We start from the raw sequence: 24,856 nt of genomic DNA on the forward strand, positions 1-24,856 counted from the left end.
ACTCAGGGCCGTCACGACTAGGCTGGTCCGGTCAAAGGGCGCTTTCGCGCGCCTGGAAGCCCAGACTGGAGGCCATCCGTGGCGAACGTTGTCGAGAAGGTCCTGCGCGTCGGCGAGGGGCGTACCCTCAGGCGGCTGAAGGCGTATGCGGAGGCGGTCAACGCCCTCGAGGACGCCTTCACCGAGCTGAGCGATGAGGAGCTGCGCGGCGAGACCGTCGAGTTCCGCGAGCGGTACGCCAACGGCGAGACTCTCGACGACCTGCTGCCCGAGGCGTTCGCGGCGGTCCGCGAGGCCTCGAAGCGCACGCTCGGCCTGCGTCACTTCGACGTGCAGATCATGGGTGGCGCGGCGCTCCACCTCGGCAACATCGCCGAGATGAAGACCGGTGAGGGTAAGACCCTCGTCGCCACGACTGCCGCGTACCTCAACGCGATCGCCGCCCGCGGGGTGCACGTGGTCACGGTCAACGACTATCTCGCGAGCTACCAGTCCGAGCTCATGGGGCGCGTGTTCCGGGCCCTCGGCATGACGACCGGCTGCATCCTCGCCGGGCAGTCGCCCGCCGAGCGCCGGGAGCAATACGCGGCCGACATCACGTACGGCACGAACAACGAGTTCGGATTCGACTACCTGCGCGACAACATGGCCTGGCAAGCATCCGACATGGTGCAGCGCGGCCACTTCTTCGCGATCGTCGACGAGGTCGACTCGATCCTCATCGACGAGGCCCGTACTCCGCTCATCATCTCCGGCCCGTCGTCGGGGGAGGCCAACCGGTGGTTCGGCGAGTTCGCGAACATCGCACGGCGTCTCGTCGAGGGCGAGGACTACGAGGTCGACGAGAAGAAGCGCACCGTCGGCGTGCTCGAGCCCGGCATCGCGAAGGTCGAGGACTACCTCGGCATCGACAACCTCTACGAGTCGGCGAACACGCCGCTCATCTCCTTCCTCAACAACTCGATCAAGGCCCGCGCGCTCTTCAAGCGTGACAAGGACTACGTCGTGATGAACGGCGAGGTGCTCATCGTCGATGAGCACACGGGCCGCATCCTCGTGGGGCGCCGCTACAACGAGGGCATCCACCAGGCGATCGAGGCGAAGGAGGGGGTGCAGATCAAGGCCGAGAACCAGACGCTCGCGACCGTGACGCTGCAGAACTACTTCCGCCTGTACCAGAAGCTCTCGGGCATGACCGGTACCGCCGAGACCGAGGCGGCCGAGTTCATGTCGACCTACAAGCTCGGCGTCGTTCCGATCCCCACGAACCGGCCGATGGTCCGCAAAGACCAGTCCGACCTCATCTACAAGAACGAGTCGGTCAAGTTCGAGCAGGTCGTCGAAGACATCGTCGAGCGGCACCGTATCGGCCAGCCGGTGCTCGTCGGCACAACGAGCGTCGAGAAGAGCGAGCACCTGTCGCGGATGCTCGCCAAGCGCGGAGTCAAGCACGAGGTGCTGAACGCGAAGAACCACGCGCGTGAGGCTGCGATCATCGCGCAGGCCGGGCGCCTCGGCGCTGTGACCGTCGCCACCAACATGGCCGGTCGCGGTACCGACATCATGCTCGGCGGCAACGCCGAGTTCATCGCCGTCGCCAACATGAACAACCGCGGTCTCAGCCCAGTCGACACTCCCGACGAGTACGAGCAGGAGTGGGACGCGGTGTTCGCCGGCGTCAAGGACGAGGTCGAGGTCGAGGCCGAGAAGGTGCGGGAGGCCGGCGGCCTCTACGTGCTCGGCACCGAGCGCCACGAGTCGCGCCGCATCGACAACCAGCTGCGCGGTCGCTCCGGACGTCAGGGCGATCCCGGCGAGAGCCGCTTCTACCTCTCGCTGCAGGACGACCTCATGCGCCTGTTCAACACCGGCGCGGCCGAGATGCTCATGCGTGGAGCGCCGGATGACCTTCCCATCGAGTCGAAGGCGGTGTCGCGGGCGATCCGTTCCGCTCAGACGCAGGTCGAGCAGCGCAACGCCGAGATCCGCAAGAACGTGCTCAAGTACGACGACGTGCTGAACCGTCAGCGCGAGGCGATCTACTCCGACCGTCGTCACATCCTCGAGGGTGACGACCTGGGCGAGCGCGTGCAGAAGTTCCTGGACGGCGTCGTGGAGGACGTCGTCGACCAGCACACCGCCGACGGGCCCTCGGACGACTGGGATCTCGACGCACTCTGGACCGAGCTCAAGACCCTCTACCCCGTGTCGATCACGGTCGACGAGGTGCTGAGCGAGGTGGGCTCGCGCGGCAGCCTTCGGGCGAAGTCGCTCAAGGACGAGGTGCTCTCGGATGCGCGGATCGCGTATGAGCACCGGGAGGAGCAGCTTGGCTCGCAGGCGATGCGCGAGCTGGAGCGTCGCGTGGTGCTGAGCGTGATCGACCGCCGCTGGCGCGATCACCTCTACGAGATGGATTACCTGAAGGACGGCATCGGCCTACGCGCGATGGCGCAGCGCGACCCGCTCGTCGAGTACCAGCGCGAGGGCTATGCGCTGTACCAGAACATGATGGGCGCGATCCGCGAGGAGTCGGTCGGGTTCCTGTTCAACCTCGAAGTCGAGGTGACGGGCGCCGACGGTCAGGCTCGTGTCGCAGCGAAGGGGCTCTCGTCGACGCAGCCTCAGCAGGGTCTGTCGTACTCGGCTCCGAGCGACGACGCGAGCGGCGGTGTCGAGGTGCGCAACCAACGCGGCCAGGTGGAGCGAGCCGCGACGGCTCGCGCCCAGCAGGTGGCCGCACGTCAGGCTCCGGCGGCTCAGCAGCCGCAGCAGGGGCAAGACGGCGGCCAGCGCGGTGCGTTCGGTCAGCGGGTCGAGGGTGATGCGGGGCAGCAGGCTCCGCAGAACCGCGCGCAGCGCCGGGCTCAGGAGCGCAAGGGGCGCTGACCCCGATTCGTCGCTCGCGGCGCCGCGATCACAGCACGTGGATCGCGGTGGCGCGCCAGCGGCGGTCGAATCCTTCGAGACGGATGGCGACGGCCCGCGCTCGTGCGCGCCCGCTCACGACGACCGCCGCCTCGACCACACCGTCGCGCGGCTCGCACACGAAAGGCTCGCCCACCGAGAAGGCGGGGCGCCGCGGTGCACGGCCCGTGGCCTGGCGCGCCTGCGCGGAGAGCACGACGCGCTTGAGGAGTGAGGTGTAGACCTCGTCGTCGAGCCAGCGGGCGATCTGCTCCAGATCGCGCGCCCCGGCGATGATCTCGATGACGCATCGCGTGAGGTTCTCGAGCAGCGGGCGAGGATCGGGGAGCTCGCAGGTGGCGGACGGCTGGCGACCGAACAGCTCCTCGTCGGCGATCTGCGCCGGGAGGCGCCGGGCCGTGGCTCCGTCGATGACGAGGTGATCGTGTCCTCGCATGAGTGCTGTCTCCTCGCGGTGCAAACGCTCTGTCTACCCCCGAATGGGGGGCGTCTGATCACACTCGCACACGCTCGTCGTCGGTGTCGAACCGGGCCCGTCGACTGTGGAGAACCCGGCGCCCGTGGTGAGCGGCCCGATTAGCGTCAGCCCATGCGATGGGACCTGCTGTTCGCCGATCTCGAGGGGCAGCTCGCCCACGCGGAGGCCGCCGACGACCGCGCCGTCTTGGGGGAGGAGGAACTCCACCGCGCAGCGGCGGAACCATTGCGAGATCGACTCGCCACTCTCGCTGGCGCGCACAGGGAGGTGCGGGTCGTGCTGCACGGCGGAGAGGCGCTCGAGCTCCGCCTCGCCTCGGCCGGTGAGGACTGGGTGGCGGGGGCCGCGGATCGGGTCGCTCTCGTCATCCCGCTGTGCGCCGTCGCCTCCGTCATCGTGTCCGACTCGCCGGGACCGGCCGCGGGACCGGGACTCGGGGCGTCGGCGAGCCGCGCGTCCCTCACCGCGGTGCTCCGCGATCTGGCGCGTCGTGGCGAGCGTCTCGAGGTGATGCTCGCGAGCGGCGCGGTGGGAGGGCGGGTCGTGCGCGTGGGTCGCGACCATCTCGAATTGCGGGAAGGCGGAGACGAGCGGGTGCGCTCGCGTCTCGTGCCCTTTGCCGCGATCCGCTGCATCCGCTGCTGAGCGGTCTCAGTCGATCCTCGGGGCGCGCGTGAAGAGCTCCGGAAGATCCGTGAACTGCGCCTGCCGCCACAGACGCATGCGACGTGCCTCCTCGTGTTTGAACTCGACGAAGCGCTCGATGGCGGCCTGCTCGATGCGCCACGACCCGCGGACGCGGATCCCCTCGAGTTCACCGGAGCGCACGAGCGCGTGGACTTCGGCGACCTCGAGATCAAGCAGCTCGGCAACGTCAGCCAAGGAGAGGAACCGGCCCAGCTCGGAGGGGTCGGCTGCCGTGGACATGCCCTGATTATGAACGCTGCTGCCAGATGGCGAGGGAGAGTCGCAGGGCCCTGTGGAGAACCACTGCGAGACCGCGCTGTGCCGCGACACGATATGCCGATCCCCGAACGTAAGGAACCTCCGTGACCCGTGCTCGCCGCCGCATCGCCGATCCGCGCCTCATCCTCGGGCTCCTTCTCGTCGGGGCGTCCACCGCGGGCGTGGTCGGCCTGGTGACCTCCCTCGACGATCGCGAGGCGGTCTACGTCGCGGCGCACGCGCTCGTACCGGGGGAGCGGGTGCGCGTGGAAGACCTGCGAGAGCGGCCTGTGGCGGTCGGTCAGGCCGGGGAGCGATACCTCACGCCCGGCAGCCTGCCCGAGGGTGGTGCGGTCGTACTGCGTCCCGTGGAGCCGGGTGAGTTCGTGCCGCGTTCGGCGCTCGGCGACCCGTCGGGAATCGACACCACAGCCGTCGTGCTCGAGGTCGCCGATCCGCTCGCGTCGCAGATCCGTGAAGCGCGCACCGTCGAGGTCTGGGCCTCGCGAGCGAGTCACGGCGGCGATTCGGTGGGTGAGCCCGTCGTGATCGTTCCGGAGGCCGTCGTCATGCGCGTGCGCGACGGCACCGGTCTCGTGTCCACCTCGTCGGGGGTCTGGGTGGAGGTTCTGGTGCCGCATGACCGCGTCGCGCGCGTGCTTCAGGCGCGCGCCGATGGCGAGCTGCTGGCGCTCGTACCCGTCGGCATCCCGATCGGCGGCTGAGATGCGCGTAGCGCTGGCGCTCGCGGCGCACGACGCACAGGCGCTGACCGAGACAGCGGAGTATCACGGGCACGAGATCGTCGCGTCAGGCGGCGGCCCGGATCTCGCCGTACGTCTCGCCGAGGTTGGCGCAGACGTGGCGCTGGTCGCGGCGACGCGCGGACTCCTCACTGCCGAGCTCATCGAGGCCACCGATCTGCTGGGCGTCCGACTCGTCGTGGTCGCCGATGATCCCGACGCCCGCCGCTTCGCAGAGGTGCTGGGGATCATCGATGCGGTCGACGGTCCGCCATCGTGGGATCTGCTCGCGGCGAGCCGTGTGGCCGCTGCGCCGGAGGCCCGCGCGCTCGTGCACCGCGACGTACGCCCGCCAGATCGGCGCCCGCCGGATGCCGCCGAACCGCTCACGACGCCGTCGCGCGGGTGCCTCATGGTTGCCGTCTGGGGCACCCATGGCGCCCCGGGCCGAACCACCATCGCGATCGCGCTCGCCGCAGAGTTCGCCGCCGGGGGTCGGAGGGTGATTCTCGCCGATGCGGATACGCACGCGGCGTCCCTCGCTCCCGCCCTCGGGCTGCTCGACGAGGCGCCCGGATTCGCCGCAGCCTGCCGTCTCGCGGGCCTCGGCAGCCTCGATGCTGCCCAACTCGACCGGCTCGGTCGCCCGCACCCGGCCATGCGCCGTCCGTTCCGCGTGCTCACCGGGATCTCGCGGGCATCACGATGGCCCGAGCTCGGCCCCGAGCGTGTGCGCGGCGTCGTCGAGGCGATCCGCGCGGTGTGCGACGTGCTCGTGGTGGACGTCGCGGCGAGCATCGAGCGTGGGGACGACGACCCGCATCCGGCGGTGCCCGACGGCCCGCTCCGCGACGGAACGGCGCTCGAAGTGCTCGCGCTCGCCGACCGCGTGGTGGTCGTCGGCGCCGCGGACCCGATCGGGATCGCGCGTCTCGTTCGCGGGCTCGCCGAGCTGAGCGACATCGTGCCCCGAGAGCGGAGGGTCGTCGTCGCCAACAAGGTCAGGGCGAGCGTGATCGGATCGGATGCGGGGGCGCAGGTGCGACGCACCCTCGCGCGGCTCTCGGGAGTGGAGAGGTGCCAGCTGATCCCGTGGGACCCGTCCGCGTGCGACGCCGCCCTCCGTGAGGGTCTGCCGCTGCCGGAGGTGGCACCACGCTCACCGGCGCGCCAGGCGATCCGGGCGATCGCCGCGGAGCTGGCCCCGGACCCGCAGGCTGCGCCCGGCGGACGGCGACGGGGTCGGCGGCGGTTAGCCTAGGTGGGTGTCCACGCTCTCCGAGCTCATGCTGGCCCAAGGCCGCGCCACGGAAGCCGACGTCGACTGGCTGCACCTCTTGGTGGCCGACGGCCAGCTCCTCGCCGACCTCGCCTTCGCCGACATCGTGCTGTGGGTGCCCACCGACTCCGGCAGCTTCGTCGCGGTGGCGCACTCGCGCCCCTCGTCGGCGGCGACCATCTTCTACCGCGACTTCGTCGGCCAGGAGGTGCGGCCCGAGTGGCGGGCGCAGGTGACCCGCGCATTCGACGAAGTGCGCATCGTCGACACCTCAGCCCCCGACTGGTACGAAGAGACCCCCACGCGCGTGCGGGCCGTACCCGTGCTCCGCCGCCTCTCACCGAGCGACGCCCGCACCACCACCACTCCGATCGCCGTGCTGACCCGGCACTCCAACCTCTCCGAGGCACGCACGCCGAGCCGGCAAGAGCTCACTTTCAACCAGTGCGCCGACGACCTGTTCGGCATGATCTCCCACGGCGACTTCCCCGACCTCGGCGCACCGACCCTGCCGCGCCGTGGCGCGCCCCGCGCATCCGACGGCCTCATCCGGCTCGACGTCGACGGCATGGTCACCTTCGCGAGCCCCAACGCGCTCTCGGCCTTCAACAGGATGGGGTTCGCCGGCGAGCTCGAAAGCGAGTCGCTCGCCGAGGTCGCGACCGACCTGCTCTCGGGCAAGCTCACCGTCGACGAGTCCCTGCCGCTCGTGGTCACCGGCCGGGCGCCGTGGCGCACCGACATCGAGGCACGCGGCGTCACCGTGACTCTTCGTGCGATCCCGTTGCGCCACCGCGGTGAACGGGTGGGCGCGATCGTGCTCATCCGCGACGTCACCGAGGTGCGTCACCAGGAGCAGGAGCTCATCACCAAGGACGCCACGATCCGCGAGATCCACCACCGGGTGAAGAACAACCTGCAGACCGTCGCCTCACTGCTGCGCATCCAGAGCCGCCGCACCCACAACGACGTCGCACGCGAAGCGCTCACCCAGGCCATGCGCCGGGTCGCCGCGATCGCGGTCGTGCACGACACCCTCTCGGAAGGGCTCAGTCAGAACGTCGACTTCGACGACGTCTTCGACCGGGTGCTGCTGCTCGTCGCCGAGGTGGCCTCAAGTCACAACACCACGGTGCGCCCCCGCAAGACCGGCTCGTTCGGAACGCTCCCCTCGGAGTACGCGACGCCGCTCGCGCTCGCCCTCACGGAGCTCGTGACGAACGCCGTGGAGCACGGGCTCGCCGAGCGCGACGGCGAGGTCGTGATCTCCGCGAAGCGTAAGAACAACACCCTCTCGGTGCGTGTCCGCGACAACGGCAGTGGCCTTCCCGAAGGGAAGGTGGGATCGGGGCTCGGCACGCAGATCGTCCGCACCCTCATCCAGGGCGAACTGGGCGGCACGATCGACTGGCACACCCTCGAGGGTGAGGGCACCGAAGTGACGATCCAGGTGCCGCTGCTCTATCTCACGCAGCGGGTGTGAGGCGTTCGCAGAGTCGGGGTGCCCTGCGGCGGCTCAGACGTGACGCCGGGGATCAGGAGGCGCGGCGGGCGCGGGCGGCGCGACGCTTGAGGGCGCGGCGCTCGTCCTCGCTGAGGCCACCCCACACGCCCGAGTCCTGGTTGGTCTCGAGGGCGTACTGGAGGCACTGCTCAGACACGGTGCACCGACCGCACACGGTCTTCGCCTTCTCGATCTGGTCGACGGCGGGACCCGTGTTCCCGACCGGGAAGAAGAGCTCCGGGTCGACGGTGAGGCAGGCGGACTTGTCGCGCCAGTCCATGGTGAGGTGCTCCGTTTCGTGTTGCTGTAGACGCTGTACGCACACCGCATTGCTGCGTGAGCGCATGGCTGAGAGGGGTCCGAATCGGATGGGGGGAGTGTCGTTTCGGACGAACTCACCGCGCTGTGAGCGTCACATCAACCGAGATTCACTGTTTCATACTTGTTACGCCTAATCAATAGTTCTGAATGGGATATCGCTGTGAGAAGCAGGCCTCGTCCGCCCTTGTTCTGGCTGCTCGTGAGCCTCCTCGCGGTCGAGCTGGCGGCGGTCTCGATCGTCACGATCGTGCTCGTGATCGACCTCGTCACGCTCGAACCGACCTCCCTCGCGACAGCTCTCGCGCTGACCGCGCTCGTGCTCCTTGCGGCCGCCTGGATGGCGGTCACCGTGGTGGGGCTGCTGCGCGGGCAGGCGTGGGTGAGGGCATCGGCGATCGTCTGGCAGGTGCTGCAGTTCGCGATCGGGCTGGGCGCTCTGCAGGGCACCTTCGCTCAACCGGCGTGGGGTTGGCCGATCGTGATCGTGTCGGTGCTGACCTTCGCCGTACTGTTCGCGCCATCCGTCGTGCGGGCGACTCAGGCGCGCGCCGCCGGCGACTGACGGGAGCGGCAGGCTGACGGTCTGCTCAGGCGGTGAGGCCGAGCCGCTTGCGGAGCATCGCGACGTGCCCCGTCGCCTTGATGTTGTAGAAGGCGCGCTCGATCACGCCCGCCTCGTCGATCACGAACGTGGCGCGGATGACACCCTGCACGGTTCGCCCGTAGAGCTGCTTCTCGCCGAACGTGCCATACAGCTCGTGCACACGACGGTCGGCATCCGACAGCAGGGGGAACGTCAAATGCTCCTCCGCCGCCATCTTCGCGATCGGCGCGACCTCGTCGCGCGAGACGCCGACGACGCGGTACCCCTCGGCGGTGAACGCCTCGAGCCGGTCGCGGAAGTCGCACGCCTGGCCGGTGCAGGCGGGGGTGCCGGCCTCGCCGTAGAAGTAGAGGATCACCTTGCCGCCCCGCAGCTGCGACAGCGTGACCGGATCGCCATTCTGATCCGGCAGCGTGAAGTCGGGCGCGGTCTCGCCCTCGGACAGTCGGATGGGTGCGGGGGCGGATGAGCTCATGCTCCGGTCATGCTATCGTTGTCGTTCGGTTCGCTTGTTCGAACCATGCACCTCTAGCTCAATTGGCAGAGCAACTGACTCTTAATCAGTGGGTTCCGGGTTCAAGTCCCGGGGGGTGTACGGAAGCCCCGCGACTCTCGCCAGTCGTGGGGCTTTTTCCATGCCTCTCGGTGAGTTGCGAGCTGTGAGAATTCGCCTCTTCTTCGCGTCGGACCCCGTGTGTACGCTGTCCACATCTGACGGGAGGCCACCACCATGAGCGACGCCCTGACTCACCCCCGATCCGACGATCTCGAGCTTCTGAACCCGGGAGATCCGGCGTTCGAGGCGGCGCGTCCGCGCTACTCGGGCGTCGGCGATCCGGCCGTGATCGCCCGACCCGCGACCGACGCTCAGATCGTCGCCGCGCTCGCCCTCGCCCGCGAGCGCGGGCTGCCGATCTCGGTGCGCAGCGGCGGTCACGGCGCGCGTGCGTTCCCGAATCCCGGGGGGCTTGTGATCGACATGGCCGCCTTCGACGACATTGAGCTGCTGGACGACGGCACCGTGCGCATCGGCACCGCCGCCACGTGGGGTGAGGTCGCCGAGGCTCTCGCCCCGCACGGCCTCGTCATCACCTCCGGCGACACCCGCGATGTCGGGGTCGGGGGCCTCACGCTCGGCGGGGGGATGGGCTGGCTCGTGCGGGCGGTCGGGCTCACGATCGACAATCTCGAGGCGGTGGAGCTCGTCACGCTCGACGGCCGCAGCATCCGCGCATCGGCCACCGTCGAGCCCGAGCTCTTCTGGGCGCTTCGCGGGGGAGGGGGCAATTTCGGCATCGTCACCCGGTTCGCGATCCGGCCCACCCGACTGGCGGCGATCGTCGGCGGGACCATCCGGCTCGACCCGTCCGACCTGGCCGCTGCGCTCACCGCCTGGCGCGATGCGATGCGCCAGGCGCCTGACGAGCTCTCGGCTACCTTCCTGTCCCTCCCCGCGATGGGGCCCGGGGTCCCGCCGAGCGCGCAGATCATCGTCTGCTACGCGGGCGACGACGAGGCGGCGGGACGAGCAGCGATCGCGCCGCTGCTGGAGCTGCCGGGGGTATTGGGCGACGACATCGCGCGCCGCCCGTATCTCGACCTGGTGAATCCGGCGATGACGCCGCCTCCCGTCCGCATGGTCGGCGGGCACGGGCTCGTGGATCTCGACGACGACCTCATCGCCGATTACGTCGCGGCCGTGGCGGGTTTTGAGGCTCCGACGGTGGCGTCGATCCGCTATCTTGGCGGGGCGTTCGGACGGGTTCCCGCCGGCGCCACCGCGTTCGCGGTTCGCGACAAGGAGGCCATGATCTTCCGCCTCGTGATGCTCCCGGCGGATGCTCCGGACGAGCTGGCTGCCGCAGCCGCCGCGCCGTGGGAACGGGTTCGCACACGGATCTCCGCCACCTACGGCAACTTCGTCGAGGCGGCGGACCCTGCACTGCTGCCGCTGCTCTACCCACCGGCGACGCTCGAGCGGCTTCGCGCCGTGAAGCGCGAGTTCGATCCCGAGAACCTGCTGACGAGGAACCACAACATCGTCTGAGGTGCCCGGAGGATGAGCCGAGCGATTCATCCGTGTGCCCTATGATCATGATGTGTAGCCGAATGGCTGTTTGAGGCAACCGGGAGGCCCCATGGCATGCAACCGACTGTGGCGTAGCGCATCCGCGGCCGTGCTCGCGAGCATTGCCCTCGCGGGGTGCACGGCCACGACCACACCGGAGCCAGAGCAGCCGAGCAACTCCGCGCGATCCGGGCCCGAGAACTGCCTCGGCCCGGTGAGCTACCCGGAGCTGCGGGTGTGGGATCTCAACGAGAGTCTCCCCGTGCGCGACGTCGGGATCGAACACACCCAGTGGGAGGTGGCGATCCCTCGGGGTGAGGGATGCGTGGACGTGCCGCAGGTGCAGGTGCGGTCGCAGCCGTGCCCTGTGGTGAAGGGCCCCGGCGACGAGATCGCCGAGATCCTCCTCGGGTCCCCTCGCGACGGGGTCACCAGGAGCGAGTTCGCGCGCGGCAGTGTGGGCACCGTGACCGAGCTTGTCACCGGCTACGCGTCCGGTGGGGAGTGGTTCACGTACCGGATGTCGGCATGGCGCTACGAATCCGAGGCCCTCGCCGCCGAGAGCCGGATCCTCGCGATGGTCGCCGCATGCGTCGACTCGGTCGACGAGGAGGTGCGCGGCGTGCCGCGCGCCGCCGTGTACGAGGGTGACGAGCCGCACCGCGTCGCGTTCCGGGTCGACGAGACGGTGTACCTCATCGAATCTCTCCGCACCCTCGACGACGGCGGCGCCGAGGCGCAGATCGTCGACACTGCATCCGGTCTGCTCCCCGCTTCGGCGATCGGCGAGATCCAGGACTGGTGGATCCCCCGGGGCGCCGAGGTACTCGCGGAACTCGACACTACGGCCGCCGCGTCAGGCGCCTGACAGCACGGAACCCGCCCCGTACGGATGGGGCGGGTTCCGCGTCGTTCAGGTGTTCAGGGCTTCGGCTCGGACCCGAACACCTCGCCCTCCATGGCGTCGTACCCTTCCGCCTGGGGGTCGCCGTGCAACCCGCCGGAGAGCGCGTACTCCTCCTCCGGCGACAGCACGAGTCGATTGCGTCCGACGAGCGCGAACAGCAGGATGCCGACGACAAACACGATAAGGAACGTGATCACCGCCGTCTGGAACACCCCGTTCAGCAGGATCCCGAGGAACGCCGCGAACGCGATCACGAACGCCACCACCGCTCCCGCGACCCCCGTCGGCGACTTCCACGGCCGGTTCGCGTTCGGGAACTTCCGCCGCAGGATCACGAACGAGACCATCTGCATCATGTACGAGATGACCGCGCCGAAAACGGCGATGAAGAGGATCACCCCGGATGCCGATGCGGCGGCGTCCGGGTTCACCGCGGGCAGCACGACCAGCACCAAGGTGAGGATCAGATATCCGATGACCCCTCCGACCAAGAGCGACACCCACGGCGTCTGCTGCTTCTGGCTGGTGAGCGAGAGGAACTTCGGGTAGTACCCGGCGCGCGACAGGGAGTACATGTTGCGGCCGTAGGCGAACATGATGCCCTGCAATGAGGCGAGCAGACCGATCAGTGCGAACAGTGCGAGCACCGCCGCGAGGCTCTCAGGCAGGAACGCACGGAACCCCGCGAGAAGAGGCTCGTCGCCGTCGCCGGGCGACACGGTGATCGCCTCCGTGCCGGTCACGGCCGGGTTCAGGAAGAGCACGAGCAGTGCGGTCGCGGTGAGCGTCACGACTCCCCAGACGCTCGCCTTCGGGATATCCCTCGCGGGCGTGTGGGATTCCTCCGCCGCGAGCGGCAGCTCCTCGATGCCCAAGAAGAACCAGATGGCGAACGGCAACGCGAACAGGATGCCGATGCCTCCGAATGGCAGGAAGTCGCTGTTGCCCTCTGTCGGTGCGATGTCGAGCAGGCGGGAGAAGTCCACCGACCCCGTCGCGATCGCCGAGATCGCGAAGAACGCGATGACGCCGAGCGAGATGATCGCGACGACCAGCGCGAAGCGGAAGCCGATCGACGCGCCCGCCGCGTTCAGTCCGATGAAGAGGAGATACAGGATCGCCCACCAGACGGGCGCCGGTAGCGAGACGTCCGTGAGCGTCGAAAGCGCCGAGTCGGCGTAGACGCCCGAGAACCAGACGACCACCGCGGTCGTCACGACGTACTCGATCGTCTCAGCCAGCCCCGTCACGAATCCGCCCCACGGACCCATCGCCGCGCGCGAGAAGGAGTAGGCGCCACCGGTGTGCGGCATCGCGGCCGACATCTCGCCGATCGAGAAGATCATCGTGAAGAACATCACCGTGATGATGAGCGTCCCGAGGAGCATCGCGCCCCAACCCGTGGTGCCGAGCCCCACGTTCCACCCTGAGAAGTCGCCTGAGATGACCGCCGCGATCCCGAGACCCCATAGGCCCCAGATCCCGGCGCTCCGCTTGAGTTTGCGCTTCTCGAAGTAATCCGCGCCGGCGGCGGTGTAGCTGACGCCGGCCACAGTCTTGTCTGCCATGACGGTCCTTCCACAGTGGGGGAGTGGACACACCCGGACTCCGGCGTCCACGCTTGGGGGAAAGAATGGCGTTCATTGGTACCTGATGTCTACCTTTGAATGTAAACAATGCATGACGGCTACTCATGAGTGCGCGAGGATGCCTAGGGTGTAATGGTCGGTTCTACGACCGACACGATGACGGGAGAGACATGGCGGTGCGCTCCGGCAACCTCGAGCTCGCGGCCCTCGAGGGCCTCATCCACGACGGTGCGATCGACACCGTGATCGTCGCCTTCCCCGACATGCAGGGCAGGCTCGTCGGCAAGCGCGTATCGGCGCGGCTCTTCCTCGACGAGGTCGCCGAGCACGGCGCGGAGGCCTGCAACTACCTCATCGCGGTCGACGTCGAGATGAATACCGTCGACGGCTACCGCCTCTCGAACTGGCAGACCGGCTACGGCGACATGGTGCTGCACCCGGATTTCGACACGCTGCGTCTCCTTCCGTGGTTGCCCGGCACCGCTCTCGTGATGGCCGATCTGCAGAACCTCGACGCGACCCCCATCGTTCAGAGCCCGCGGGAGGTGTTGAAGGCGCAGCTGGAGCGTCTCGCAGAGCGCGGGCTCACGGCGTTCGTCGGAACCGAGCTGGAGTTCATCGTCTTCGACGACACCTACCGCGAGGCGTGGGCGAAGGGGTACCGCGAGCTCACCCCCGCATCCGACTACAACATCGACTACGCCCTGCTCGCCTCCACCCGCATGGAGCCGCTGCTGCGCGACATCCGCCTCGGCATGGAGGGCGCCGGGATGTACTGCGAGGGCGTGAAGGGCGAGTGCAATCTCGGCCAGCAGGAGATCGCGTTCCGGTACACCGAGGCGCTCGCCACCTGCGACAACCACACCATCTACAAGAACGGCGCGAAGGAGATCGCGGACGCCCACGGCAAGGCGCTCACCTTCATGGCGAAGTTCAACGAGCGCGAGGGCAACTCGTGCCACATCCACCTCTCGGTGCGCGACGCCGACGGCGCCGCCGTGATGGCGGGTGACGGCGAGCACGGGTTCTCGCCGCTCATGGAGCACTGGATCGCCGGGATCCTCCACACCATGCGCGAGCTCACGCTCATGTTCGCCCCGAACATCAACTCCTACAAGCGCTACGCCGAGGGCAGCTTCGCGCCGACGGCGATCGCGTGGGGGATCGACAATCGCACCTGCGCACTGCGCGTCGTGGGCCATGGGGCGTCGTTGCGCGTCGAGAACCGGGTGCCCGGGGGAGACGTGAACCCCTACCTCGCGGTCGCGGCGATCATCGCGGGCGGGCTCTACGGGATCGAGAACGAACTCGAACTCCCGCCGCTGCTCGCGGGCAATGCCTACACCTCCGATGCGACGCGGGTTCCGTCGACGCTGCGGGAGGCGGCGGAGCTATTCGCCGACTCGGCGGTGGCGCGCACGGCGTTCGGCGACGACGTCGTCGACCACTACCTCAACAACGCGCGTGTCGAGCTCACCGCCTTCGACGCCGCCGTGACCGACTGGGAGAGGGTGCGCGGCTTTGAGCGCTTCTGAGTACGACGAGGCTCCGATCATCGGCCTCACCACCTACCTGGAGCAGGCGCAGCAGGGCGTGTGGGATGTGATGGCGTCGTTCCTGCCGCAGGTCTATATCGGCTCGGTCACGCGAGCGGGCGGCATCGCGGTGCTGCTGCCGCCCCAGCCGCTCGGCCCGGGCACGGCGGATCGGGTGCTCGACGGCCTCGACGGCCTGATCATCACGGGCGGCAAGGACGTCGACCCCGCCCGCTACGGCCAGGTTCCGCATCCGACGACCGACATCCCCCGTCGCGACCGCGACGCGTGGGAGGACGCACTGCTCGGCGGCGCGATCGAGCGCGGGCTGCCGTTCCTCGGCATCTGCCGGGGCATGCAGCTGCTCAACGTGCACCTCGGCGGAACCCTCGTGCAGCACCTGCCCGATCGGATCGGGTCGACCCGTTACAACGCGGGCGGCGGCGTGTTCACCGTCAACGAGGTGGGCATCGACCCGGGCACCCGGCTCGCCGAGCTGATCCCCGACACCTCGATCGCGGTCAAGAGCTACCACCACCAGGGCGTCGACGACCTCGGCGCGGGGCTCGTCGCGACCGCCCGCACCGACGACGGCACCGTGCAGGCAGTCGAACTGCCGGGCGTGCCCTTCGGCGTGGGGGTGCAGTGGCACCCCGAGGAGGACGCCGAGGAGGATGCGCGACTGTTCGCCGGACTCGTGGACGCCGCGCGTGCCCACCGGGCCGCGCGGATGGAGGGCGCGCGATGAGCGCCACGACGCTCCTCGACCCCTCGACCGAGGAGATCATCGGCTCCGTCGAGCACACGAGTCTCGAGGCGGTCGACGAGGCGGTCGAACGGGCGCGGCTCGCGGGGCGCCGCTGGGCGGCGCTCCCGCCCGCCGACCGTGCCGCCGCGTTGCGGAGATTCGCGGATGTCGTGGGGGAGCACATCGACGAGCTCGCGCACCTCGAGGTGCGTAACTCGGGGCATCCCATCGCCTCCGCCCGCTGGGAAGCCGGCCACGTCCGCGACGTGCTGCACTACTACTCGGGTGCGCCGGAGCGCCTCATCGGGGCGCAGATTCCCGTGGCGGGTGGCATCGACCTGACCTTCCACGAGCCGATCGGCGTAGTCGGGGTGATCGTGCCGTGGAACTTCCCGATGACGATCGCCTCGTGGGGGTTCGCGCCGGCGCTCGCGGCAGGCAACGCCGTGCTCCTGAAGCCCGCCGACTGGACACCGCTCACCGCGATCCGCCTCGGCGAGCTCGCCCTCGCCTCGGGGCTGCCGGAGGGGCTGTTCCAGGTTCTGCCCGGCCGTGGATCGGTCGTGGGGGAGCGCTTCGTGACCCATCCGGGAATCGGCAAGGTCGTCTTCACCGGGTCGACCGAGGTCGGCCGGCGGGTCGCCGCCGGGTGCGCCGCCATGCTCAAGCCCTCCACCCTCGAGCTCGGGGGCAAGAGCGCGAACGTCGTGTTCGCCGACGCGGACCTCGAGGCGGCCGCCGCATCCGTGCCGGGCTCGGTGTTCGACAACGCGGGCCAGGACTGCTGCGCGCGCAGCCGTCTGCTCGTCGAGCGTTCGGTGCTCGACCGCTTCCTCGAGCTGCTCGAGCCCGCGGTCGCCGCGTTCCGGGTGGGCGACCCCTCGGCCGACGACACCCAGATGGGCCCGCTCGTCTCGGCTGCGCATCGCGATCAGGTCGCCTCATTCCTCGACGACGGCGTTGAGATCGCCTTCCGGGGATCCGCGCCCGACGGGCCGGGCTTCTGGTTCGCGCCGACGGTCGTGCGCGCCGACCGCCACGACCGCATCGCGACCGAGGAGGTCTTCGGGCCGGTCGTGACGGTGCTTCCGTTCGACGACGAGGCGGATGCGGTGACCCTCGCCAACGACTCCGTCTACGGCCTTTCCGGTTCGATCTGGACCCGTGATCTCGCCCGCGCCATCCGCGTCGCCCGCGGGGTGCGCTCGGGGACGCTGAGCGTCAACTCGCACTCGTCGGTGCGCTACACGACCCCGTTCGGCGGGATGAAGCAGTCGGGACTCGGACGCGAGCTCGGCCCGGATGCCCCCCTCGCCTTCACCGAGACCAAGAACGTGTTCTTCGCCAGTCAGGAGCTCTCATGACCGTCGCCCCCGTCGACCTCACCCGGCGTCTCGCCGACCGCGTCGCCGTCATCACGGGAGGGGCGAGCGGCATCGGTCTCGCGACCGCCCGCCGTTTCGCGGCGGAGGGCGCGCGCGTGGTGATCGGCGATCTCGATCCGGAGACCGGGCGTGCCGCGGCGGAGGAGGTCGACGGGCTGTTCGTGCCGGTCGACGTCTCCGACCGCGAGCAGGTCGACGCCCTGTTCGACACGGCGGCGGAGCGCTTCGGCGGGGTCGATATCGCCTTCAACAACGCCGGGATCTCACCGGCCGACGACGACTCGATCGAGACGACAGATCTCGACGCCTGGGACCGCGTGCAGCGGGTCAACCTCACGAGCGTCTACCTCTGCTCCCGCGCGGCGCTGCGTCACATGGTGCCCGCCGGGCGCGGATCGATCATCAACACGGCCTCGTTCGTCGCGGTGCTCGGATCGGCGACCTCGCAAATCTCGTACACGGCGTCGAAGGGCGGCGTACTCGCCATGACGCGCGAGCTCGGGGTGCAGTTCGCTCGCCAGGGCATCCGGGTGAACGCGCTCTGCCCGGGCCCTGTCAACACGCCGCTGCTGAAGGAGCTCTTCGCGAAGGATCCGGAACGCGCCGCGCGCCGCCTCATCCACGTGCCGGTGGGGCGCTTCGCGGAGCCGGAGGAGCTCGCCGCCGCCGTCGCGTTCCTCGCGAGCGACGACGCGAGCTTCATCACCGCGTCCACATTCCTCGTGGACGGCGGCATCTCATCCGCCTACGTGACACCCTTGTGAGTGTGAGCGACTCGACGGCGAGCGGCGACAGTTCCCTCGTCCACGACCTGGTCTTCCGCCCGGTGCGCTCGGGCAACTCCCTCGAAGACACCGTCTCGCGTCTCATGCAGACGATCCGGCTCGGGGTCGTTCCGCCGGGCGGTGCTCTGCCCTCCGAACGCGAACTCGCGACGCGCTTCTCCGTCAGCCGCGACACGGTGCGGGAGGCCATCAAAGAGCTGTCGGAGGCCGGCTATCTGACCGCCAAGAGGGGACGCTACGGCGGCACCTTCGTGGTCGATCCGCTTCCCCATTCGGGTGACGCGTCGCCGCCGGAGCCCGGGGAACTCGACGATCTGGTCGGACTCCGTGAGGTGCTCGAGGGGGCCGCCGCACGTCGCGCGGCCGAACGCGACCTCGGCGCTGCGCAACGGGCGGAACTCTGGACGCGCCTCGCGGAGGTTCAGGCCGCATCGACGGCGGACTATCGACGGCTCGACTCCCGGCTGCATCTCGCGATCGCCGAGCTCGCCGGTGTCCCATCGCTCGTGGCGCTCATCGCCGACAACCGCACGAGGATCAACGAGTTGCTCGACAGCTTCCCCCTGCTCGCGCGGAACATCGAGCACTCCAATCGCCAGCACGAGGCTGTCGTGCTCGCGATCCTCGCCGGTAACGCGGCGGGGGCCGAAGAGGCGATGCGCGAGCACCTCGCCGGCTCGGCGACTCTGCTACGCGGCTTCTTGGCCTGAGCCTCGGGCGCGCAGCGATGCGCTCAGCTCGCCGGAGGCGTCTTCGGAGTACGCGGCTTCGTGGGCCTGCGAGCCTTCGTGGCCGGTCCGAGGCCCGTCGCCGACGACGACGCGTGCGATCTGGCTGAGCGAGGCGCTTCGCCCGGAACCTCGTCGACCGCGGCGTCATCCTCCGAGTCGTCGGATGCCACGGGCGCCTCGTCCGACGACGCGGCGGGGGTCTCGGGGCTCGGCGGCGTGGGCGGAGTGACGAACGGCCGGCTCGGCGGGGTCGCCGGCCCAGCCCCGTGCTCGTCGATGTACAGCTGCGCCGCGCGGGTCGCGACGAGCAGGAATCGCACGAGCAGCACCAGGACGCCGACGAGCGCCGTAGCGATGACGATCGTGCCGATCACCGTCGCGATCGCCCCGAGGATGTGGAAGAACCCGGAACCCCAGCCCCATCCGAAACCGTGCATCATCACCACTCCAGTTCGTCGTTCTTGGTTTCCTGGACGACCGTGCCGATCGCGATGGCCACCGAGCACGCCCACGACACCCACATCAGGATGAGGCGCCAGTCTCGCGGACCCTTCCGGGAGGCCTGGATCACGCCCACGGCGCCGAACACCGAGCTCAAGACGCTCGAGTTGAGAATGAATTTGCGCACGCGACTTCCTCCTTCGACCTCCGACCACGCTACCCGCGGATGACGGAACCGTGTCGGGAAGATGGGTGTTCGCTGTGCATTCACTCGCAGGTTGACCGGATGGTCAGTTCCTGACCGATCGGTCAGCTACGTTCGAGAGCATGCAGACCACCGCATCCGAAGTGCGCCAGGCTGCGCTCGAGGAGTTCGCCTCCTCCGGCTACCTGGGCGCCACGATCCAGGCGATCGCCGATCGCGCGGGTGTCTCGAAGGCGAGCGTGCTCTATCACTACGCGAGCAAGGAGACGCTGCTCGATGCGGCTCTCGGTCCCGCCATCGACGAGATCGCGACCCTCCTGCCCGGCACCCTGGCTCGAGCGCGCACGCCCGAAGAGCAGCGCGTGTTCCTCGTCGAGTTCGTCGACCTGCTGATCCGCCACCGGCTCGCCGCCCAGATCTTCATCACCCAGTCGGGCACTCTCGCCGATCTGCCGATCGTCGTGCGTGCGCAGGACATGATCCGGCGCATCGCGGAGGACCGACCGGAACGCGACATCGACGACATCGTCCGTTCCGCGGTCGCACTCGGCGGTGCCGCCTATCTGCTCGCCCAGACCCCCCGCACCGGAGCTCTCGCCCCTGACGAGAGCGTCCTGCGGGATTCACTTGTACGCATCCTCGGCGAACTCCTCGCCCCTGCCGTCGTCTGAAGGAGACCCATGGCCATCCTCCTCTCCCGCCTCGGGCGCTTCGCCTACCGGCGTGCGATCCCCGTGCTCATCGCCTGGCTGCTGATCGCAGCCGGCACGGTCGCCGTGGGGGTGGGACTCGGCGGCACGATGCAGGACTCTTTCAAGATCCCCGGGACAGAGTCGCAGCAGGCCATCGATCGCCTCGCGGCCGTGTTCCCGCAGGCCGCCGGTGCCAGCGCGCAGATGGTCGTGCACTCGACCGACGAGCGCGTCGACAGCGACGCGATGACGAGTGAGATCGAGGACGTCGTCGACGCGCTCACCGACGTCGACGGGGTCGAGCAGGCCGTCTCGCCGTTCTCGGAGTACGCGACCGACGCCGTAAGCGACGACGGCATGACCGCGATCGTGCAGCTGCAGTTCACGGGCGCCTCCGAGGAGGTCACCACGGAGACGCTCGACGAGGTGCAGAAGGTCGGGCGCGAGATCGAGTCCGACACGGTGCAGGTCGAGTTCGGCGGACAGGTCTTCCAGCACGTCACGTTCGGCATCACGATCATCGAGGTGCTCGGGGTGCTCTTCGCCGCGGTCGTCCTGCTCGTGACGTTCGGCTCTCTCGTCGCGGCCGGGCTGCCGCTCCTGTCCGCACTCATCGCCCTCGGGATCTCGATGGGTGGCGTGCTCGCCCTCTCGGCCTTCACGACCCTCTCGACCGCCACGCCGATGCTCGCGCTCATGATCGGCCTTGCGGTCGGCATCGACTACGCGCTCTTCATCCTGTCGCGCCACAGAACCCAGCTCGCCAACGGCGCGGATCCCGAGGATTCGGCGGCGACGAGCGTCGCGACCGCCGGCGGGTCCGTGGTGTTCGCGGCCGTGACGGTGATGATCGCGCTGCTCGGTCTGCTGATCGTCGGCATCCCGTTCCTCGGGCTCATGGGTGTGACGGCGGCGTTCGCCGTGCTGCTCGCGATGCTCGCGGCGCTCACGCTCCTCCCCGCGTTCATGGGACTCCTCGGGCGCCGTCTCGCGCCCCGCCCGGGGTCGCGTGCTGCGCGCCGTGTCGCCGACGACTCCGCGGCGCACGGCACCTCGTCGCACGATGCCGCCTCGCAGCAGCCCGGCTCCGAGTCCACCCCGACCGAGCCGCGTCGACGCCCCACACTCGGCGAGCGGTGGGTCGGCCTCGTGCTGAAGGCCCCGATCGTCTTCATCCTCGGGGTCGTGGCGCTCCTCGGCGTGGCCGCAGTCCCCGCAACCCAACTCGCGCTCGCGCTCCCCGACGGGGGCTCGCTCTCCGAGGAGGAGACCTCTCGTCGCGCCTACGACCTCATCGCGGATGCGTTCGGCCCCGGACGCAATGGCCCTCTCGTCGTCATGGTCGACATCACCCAGACCACCGACGTGCTCGACGACCTCGACGCGATCGCCGACCAGCTCTCGGACATCGACGGCGTCGAATCCGTCGGAACGCCGACGCCCAACGCCACCGTCGACACCGCGATCATCCAGGTGATCCCCGAGACGGGCCCTGCGGATCCCGAGACGACCGCGCTCGTGCAGCACATCCGCGATCTCGGCCCCTCGATCGAGGCGAAGTACGGGACGGCGATCGCCGTGACCGGGTCGACCGCCGTCGCGATCGACGTGTCGAGTCAGCTCAACAACGCCCTGATCCCGTTCGGGATCGTGGTCGTCGGCCTCTCGATCGTGCTGCTCATGATGGTGTTCCGCTCCATCGTCGTGCCGATCAAGGCCGCGCTCGGGTACCTGCTGTCGGTGCTGGCATCGTTCGGCATCGTCGTGGCCGTGTTCCAGTGGGGCTGGGGTGCTGAGCTCTTCAACGCCGTGCCCGGGCCGATCCTCAGCTTCATGCCGATCCTGCTCATGGCGATCCTCTTCGGTCTCGCGATGGACTACGAGGTGTTCCTCGTCTCCGGCATGCGTGAGGCGCACGTGCACGGCGCGACCGCGCGCCAGGCGATCACGCGCGGCTTCTCCGGCGCCGCCCGGGTCGTCACCGCCGCGGCGCTCATCATGTTCTTCGTCTTCGCCGCGTTCGTGCCGGAGGGTGCCGCGATGATCAAAGTGATCGCGCTGGGCCTCGCCGTCGGTGTCGCGATCGACGCCTTCCTCGTGCGCATGACACTCGTCCCCGCCGTGATGGCGCTCTTCGGAGACCGAGCGTGGTACCTGCCCCGCTGGCTCGACCGGCTGCTCCCCAACGTCGACGTCGAAGGCGAGGGTCTCCGTGCTCACCTCGACGACCTCGCGTGGGCGCGCTCACGTGTCGAGGCGGGCGACGCGATCACGCTCCAGGGGCTCGTCGGAGGTGCCGACGGGATCCAGGTCGGACCGTACGACGGTTCGATCCCGGTGGGTGCCATCGCGCTCGTCGGGGGAGATCCGGCGCGCCGCCGCCTCCTCGCGGCGACGGTCGCCGGCCGACTCCCCGCCGTCGCGGGGCGAGCGCAGGTCGCCGGTCGCCCGCTCCCGAGTGAGACCGCAGAGGTCGCCGGGGCGGTCTCCTTCGCGGAGTTCGGCGACGCGGTCCGCGAAGCGGATGTGCCGCTCGGCGATCTGCTGACCGAACGGCTGCGCTACACGGGGCACTGGTACCGCGTGTTCTCCGCCGATCGGCGCGCACGGGCTTGGCTCGCGCGCATCCACGACGCGGTGGCCGCATCGGGCTCCGCGGTTCCGATCGGATGGGGAACCACGCTCGCATCGCTGCCTCCCGTCGAGCGGGCCATCGCGACCGTCGCCGTCGCGTTGAGCGAGCGCACCCCGGTGGTCGTGGTCGACTCCGTCGCCCCGCTACCCGGTTCCGACGGAGGCGCGACGTTCCTCATCGCGATCGATCGCCTCGCCCCCGCCACCACGACCGTCGTCGTCGGCGTCGGTGACGCCGAGCACGTGGCAGCGCCCGTGCTCAGCCGACCCGTCACCCGTCATCTGCCCGCAGCCTTCCTCGAAGGAGTCTCCCGATGAACCTCGCCACCCCCACGACGCCGGCCGTGCCCATCGCGCGCCGCCGGTGGGTGCGCATCCTCGCGGTGATCGCCGCCACGGTGGTGCCGCTGTCGCTCGCGGGCCTCAGCATGGCCGCGCTCGCCGACACCGAGGCCGGCATCGACCGCATCCCCGCGGCGATCGTGAACGAGGACGAGATGGTCACCCAGACCGCCGACGACGGCACCGAGACCAAGGTGCTCGCCGGCCGACTGCTCGTCACCGAGCTGACCGGCGACGACTCGCCCGGGCTCGACTGGCAGCTCTACAACGCCGACGGTGCCGCCGCCGCGCTCGCCGACGGCGAGGTGTATGCGGTGCTCACGATCCCCTCCGACTTCTCGGAATCGGTGGTCTCCCTCTCGACGGACTCGCCGACGCAGGCGGAACTGACGCTCGACACCGACGACGCCCACTCGTACCTCGCGGGCACGGTCGCGCAGTCGCTCGGCGACGGCATGGTGCGCGCCTTCGGCGCCGACCTCACGAAGCAGTACCTCACGGGGATCTACGCGCAGATCGGTGAGATCGGCGACGCGTTCAGCCAGGCGGCGGACGGCGCCTCGCAGCTCGCGGACGGGGCGGCATCGGCCGCGGACGGCGCGGAGCAGTACGCCGACGGCGCGGCACAGGCTGCATCGGGGGCCGCGACCTACGCGGATGGAGTCGGCTCGGCGGCCTCGGGCGCCTCGGACTTCGCGGATGGAGTCGGGGACTACACCTCGGGCGTCTCGTCGCTTGCCGCGGGCCTCAACACGCTCGCGAATGAGACCAAGGACCTCGGCGACCTCGGTACGGGCGTGGAGTCGTACACCAAGGGCGTCTCGACTCTCGCGGGGCTCATCCAGCAGAACCTCGACGTGCTCGCGGACCCGGGCGCAAGCGCGGGGGACCGCGCCATCGCGGAGGCGACCCTGCAGAACCTCGGCGACCAGCTTGAGCTGACGGCCGCTCGCGGCACCAAGCTTGGGGAGGGTGCCGCCGGTCTCGGCGAGCTGCAGTCGGGCATCGCGCAGAGCGCGGCGGGTGCCTCGAAGCTCGCCTCGGGCGGATCCTCGCTCGCGACGGGTGCCGATGGCCTCGCCGATGGCGTCGGCCAGCTCGCCTCGGGCGCGAACAGCCTCGCGGACGGCATCGAAGGTCTCGCGACGGGCGCATCCGGCCTCGCTTCCGGGATCGAGCAGCTCGCCGATGGAGCCGACAGCCTCGCATCGGGTCTCAACGAGGGATCCGATCAGCTGGCGAGCGCTGAAGAGGTGACCACCGACGAGTCGGCCGCGGTCGCGTCCGACCCGGTCGGCCTCGACGTCGCGACCGCGAACGCGGTCACGCAGATCGGGCAGATCCTCGGTACCTATCTCGTGCCTCTCGGGCTCTGGATCGGCGCCTTCGCGATCATGCTGGTCGTGCCGGCGCTCAGCCGCCGGGTGCTCGCGACCACGGCGCGCTCGAGCCGTGTGCTCGGGTCCGCGCTCCTGCGCGCAGGCCTGGTGGCCGCGGTCCAGGCGATCCTGCTCGTCGCTCTGCTCCACCTCGTGGCGGGAGTCGACTGGGCGCTGCTCCCGGCGACGCTCGGCTTCTCGCTCGTGGCCGCTGCCGCCTTCACCGCATTCCACCAGCTGCTCACAATCGTCTTCGGTCGGGTCGGGCTCGTGGTGTCGCTGCTGCTGCTGTCGCTGCAGATCGCGACGGTCGGCGCCATCGTCCCGAGTCAGGCGCTCGCGGGCCCGTTCAGCTGGCTCGGATCGTTCATGCCGCTCGGCTGGGCGACGACCGGCCTCCAGCAGATCGTCGCGGGCGGCGAGGTGGGAGTCGCCATCGGCTCCGTCTTCGCGCTGGCCGTCTTCGGTCTCGCGAGCGTGCTGATCGCGCGCCTCGCGATCCGACGCACCCGCCGCGCGAACGCCCTCGGGCTCCTGCTCCCCGCGACGGCCGCCTGACGCGGCCCCCTGCCCCGTGAGAGTACGCACCTCTGCGTACTCTCACGGGCGAGAG

Annotated in this window: 23 protein-coding genes and 1 tRNA gene; 17 read left to right on the plus strand and 7 right to left on the minus strand. The window is 69.6% G+C overall.

The genetic code is table 11. The annotated features are described in order from the left end of the window. Positions 1-78: 78 nt before the first annotated feature. The gene (secA, locus tag FVQ89_RS13665) at positions 79-2,889 is read left to right on the plus strand and encodes a preprotein translocase subunit SecA (RefSeq protein WP_147902548.1); all 2,811 of its coding nucleotides are present in this window, start codon (positions 79-81) and stop codon (positions 2,887-2,889) included. 28 nt (positions 2,890-2,917) lie between these two features. Here secA and FVQ89_RS13670 read toward each other — a convergent pair whose 3' ends face one another. Beyond that, positions 2,918-3,364 (minus strand): Rv3235 family protein, encoded by a 447-nt coding sequence (locus FVQ89_RS13670; RefSeq protein WP_222706103.1) that lies wholly within the window; start codon positions 3,362-3,364, stop codon positions 2,918-2,920. 153 nt (positions 3,365-3,517) lie between these two features. On the opposite strand from FVQ89_RS13670, the gene FVQ89_RS13675 reads away from it, so the two are divergent. Then, complete coding sequence (locus FVQ89_RS13675; protein ID WP_147902549.1) at positions 3,518-4,051, plus strand: hypothetical protein; 534 nt, start codon at positions 3,518-3,520, stop codon at positions 4,049-4,051. Between the two features lie 6 nt (positions 4,052-4,057). Here the strand turns inward: FVQ89_RS13675 and FVQ89_RS13680 are convergent, their stop codons facing one another. Beyond that, positions 4,058-4,333 (minus strand): helix-turn-helix domain-containing protein, encoded by a 276-nt coding sequence (locus FVQ89_RS13680; RefSeq protein WP_147902550.1) that lies wholly within the window; start codon positions 4,331-4,333, stop codon positions 4,058-4,060. Positions 4,334-4,455: 122 nt separating this feature from the next. Between FVQ89_RS13680 and FVQ89_RS13685 the strand changes: the two genes are divergently transcribed. Genes FVQ89_RS13685 through FVQ89_RS13695 form a run of 3 tightly spaced genes read left to right on the plus strand, consistent with a single transcriptional unit; the run spans position 4,456 to position 7,856 of the window. Next, on the plus strand, positions 4,456-5,076 hold the full coding sequence (locus tag FVQ89_RS13685) for a hypothetical protein (protein WP_147902551.1): 621 nt from the start codon (positions 4,456-4,458) through the stop codon (positions 5,074-5,076). A gap of 1 nt (position 5,077) precedes the next feature. Next, entirely contained in the window at positions 5,078-6,355 is a 1,278-nt protein-coding gene (locus FVQ89_RS13690; protein ID WP_187265049.1) for a regulator, read from the plus strand. A gap of 4 nt (positions 6,356-6,359) precedes the next feature. After that, entirely contained in the window at positions 6,360-7,856 is a 1,497-nt protein-coding gene (locus FVQ89_RS13695) for a sensor histidine kinase (RefSeq protein WP_147902553.1), read from the plus strand. Positions 7,857-7,908: 52 nt separating this feature from the next. On the opposite strand, the gene FVQ89_RS13700 is transcribed toward FVQ89_RS13695, so the two are convergent. Continuing rightward, positions 7,909-8,157 (minus strand): WhiB family transcriptional regulator, encoded by a 249-nt coding sequence (locus tag FVQ89_RS13700; protein ID WP_147902554.1) that lies wholly within the window; start codon positions 8,155-8,157, stop codon positions 7,909-7,911. 201 nt (positions 8,158-8,358) lie between these two features. On the opposite strand from FVQ89_RS13700, the gene FVQ89_RS13705 reads away from it, so the two are divergent. After that, positions 8,359-8,760: a hypothetical protein gene (locus FVQ89_RS13705; RefSeq protein WP_147902555.1), complete on the plus strand. Its 402-nt coding sequence runs from the start codon at positions 8,359-8,361 to the stop codon at positions 8,758-8,760. A 25-nt stretch (positions 8,761-8,785) separates the two neighbouring features. Here FVQ89_RS13705 and bcp read toward each other — a convergent pair whose 3' ends face one another. Then, positions 8,786-9,277 carry a thioredoxin-dependent thiol peroxidase gene (gene bcp / locus FVQ89_RS13710; protein ID WP_147902556.1) on the minus strand — a complete coding sequence of 164 codons (492 nt, stop codon included), beginning with the start codon at positions 9,275-9,277 and terminating at the stop codon, positions 8,786-8,788. A 47-nt stretch (positions 9,278-9,324) separates the two neighbouring features. Here bcp and FVQ89_RS13715 point away from each other — a divergent pair. The 3 genes from FVQ89_RS13715 to FVQ89_RS13725 all read left to right on the plus strand — a co-directional run bounded on the left by FVQ89_RS13715 (position 9,325) and on the right by FVQ89_RS13725 (position 11,738). Next, positions 9,325-9,397: transfer RNA gene (locus FVQ89_RS13715), tRNA-Lys, on the plus strand. A gap of 135 nt (positions 9,398-9,532) precedes the next feature. Next, positions 9,533-10,849, plus strand: coding sequence for an FAD-binding oxidoreductase (locus tag FVQ89_RS13720; RefSeq protein WP_147902557.1), 1,317 nt, complete (start codon positions 9,533-9,535; stop codon positions 10,847-10,849). Between the two features lie 91 nt (positions 10,850-10,940). Further along, the gene (locus tag FVQ89_RS13725) at positions 10,941-11,738 is read left to right on the plus strand and encodes a hypothetical protein (RefSeq protein ID WP_147902558.1); all 798 of its coding nucleotides are present in this window, start codon (positions 10,941-10,943) and stop codon (positions 11,736-11,738) included. Between the two features lie 53 nt (positions 11,739-11,791). On the opposite strand, the gene FVQ89_RS13730 is transcribed toward FVQ89_RS13725, so the two are convergent. Continuing rightward, entirely contained in the window at positions 11,792-13,345 is a 1,554-nt protein-coding gene (locus tag FVQ89_RS13730; RefSeq protein ID WP_147902559.1) for an amino acid permease, read from the minus strand. 191 nt (positions 13,346-13,536) lie between these two features. On the opposite strand from FVQ89_RS13730, the gene FVQ89_RS13735 reads away from it, so the two are divergent. Genes FVQ89_RS13735 through FVQ89_RS13755 form a run of 5 tightly spaced genes read left to right on the plus strand, consistent with a single transcriptional unit; the run spans position 13,537 to position 18,529 of the window. Continuing rightward, positions 13,537-14,901, plus strand: coding sequence for a glutamine synthetase family protein (locus FVQ89_RS13735; protein WP_147902560.1), 1,365 nt, complete (start codon positions 13,537-13,539; stop codon positions 14,899-14,901). Beyond that, a complete protein-coding gene (locus FVQ89_RS13740; RefSeq protein WP_255513630.1) occupies positions 14,888-15,649 on the plus strand; it encodes a gamma-glutamyl-gamma-aminobutyrate hydrolase family protein in 762 nt (253 codons plus the stop codon). Before FVQ89_RS13735 ends, FVQ89_RS13740 begins: the two co-directional genes overlap by 14 nt. After that, on the plus strand, positions 15,646-17,013 hold the full coding sequence (locus FVQ89_RS13745; protein WP_147902561.1) for an aldehyde dehydrogenase: 1,368 nt from the start codon (positions 15,646-15,648) through the stop codon (positions 17,011-17,013). Before FVQ89_RS13740 ends, FVQ89_RS13745 begins: the two co-directional genes overlap by 4 nt. Beyond that, positions 17,010-17,798: a 3-oxoacyl-ACP reductase gene (locus FVQ89_RS13750; RefSeq protein ID WP_147902562.1), complete on the plus strand. Its 789-nt coding sequence runs from the start codon at positions 17,010-17,012 to the stop codon at positions 17,796-17,798. The genes FVQ89_RS13745 and FVQ89_RS13750 overlap by 4 nt, the downstream gene beginning before the upstream one ends. Before the next feature lie 2 nt (positions 17,799-17,800). Beyond that, the gene (locus tag FVQ89_RS13755; RefSeq protein WP_255513631.1) at positions 17,801-18,529 is read left to right on the plus strand and encodes a FadR/GntR family transcriptional regulator; all 729 of its coding nucleotides are present in this window, start codon (positions 17,801-17,803) and stop codon (positions 18,527-18,529) included. Positions 18,530-18,552: 23 nt separating this feature from the next. Here the strand turns inward: FVQ89_RS13755 and FVQ89_RS13760 are convergent, their stop codons facing one another. Both FVQ89_RS13760 and FVQ89_RS13765 read right to left on the minus strand, forming a co-directional pair. Further along, a complete protein-coding gene (locus FVQ89_RS13760; protein WP_147902563.1) occupies positions 18,553-18,996 on the minus strand; it encodes a hypothetical protein in 444 nt (147 codons plus the stop codon). Beyond that, positions 18,990-19,178 carry a hypothetical protein gene (locus tag FVQ89_RS13765; protein WP_147902564.1) on the minus strand — a complete coding sequence of 63 codons (189 nt, stop codon included), beginning with the start codon at positions 19,176-19,178 and terminating at the stop codon, positions 18,990-18,992. The genes FVQ89_RS13760 and FVQ89_RS13765 overlap by 7 nt, the downstream gene beginning before the upstream one ends. A 140-nt stretch (positions 19,179-19,318) precedes the next feature. On the opposite strand from FVQ89_RS13765, the gene FVQ89_RS13770 reads away from it, so the two are divergent. From FVQ89_RS13770 to FVQ89_RS13780, 3 genes are read left to right on the plus strand one after another with little or no spacing between them, the layout of a single operon-like run. Beyond that, complete coding sequence (locus FVQ89_RS13770) at positions 19,319-19,867, plus strand: TetR/AcrR family transcriptional regulator (protein WP_147902565.1); 549 nt, start codon at positions 19,319-19,321, stop codon at positions 19,865-19,867. 9 nt (positions 19,868-19,876) lie between these two features. Then, entirely contained in the window at positions 19,877-22,840 is a 2,964-nt protein-coding gene (locus FVQ89_RS13775; RefSeq protein WP_147902566.1) for an MMPL family transporter, read from the plus strand. Next, positions 22,837-24,801, plus strand: coding sequence for a YhgE/Pip family protein (locus FVQ89_RS13780; RefSeq protein WP_147902567.1), 1,965 nt, complete (start codon positions 22,837-22,839; stop codon positions 24,799-24,801). Before FVQ89_RS13775 ends, FVQ89_RS13780 begins: the two co-directional genes overlap by 4 nt. Positions 24,802-24,856 lie beyond the last annotated feature (55 nt).

The organism is Homoserinibacter sp. GY 40078 (assembly GCF_008017545.1).
Taxonomy (GTDB): Bacteria; Actinomycetota; Actinomycetes; order Actinomycetales; family Microbacteriaceae; genus Homoserinibacter.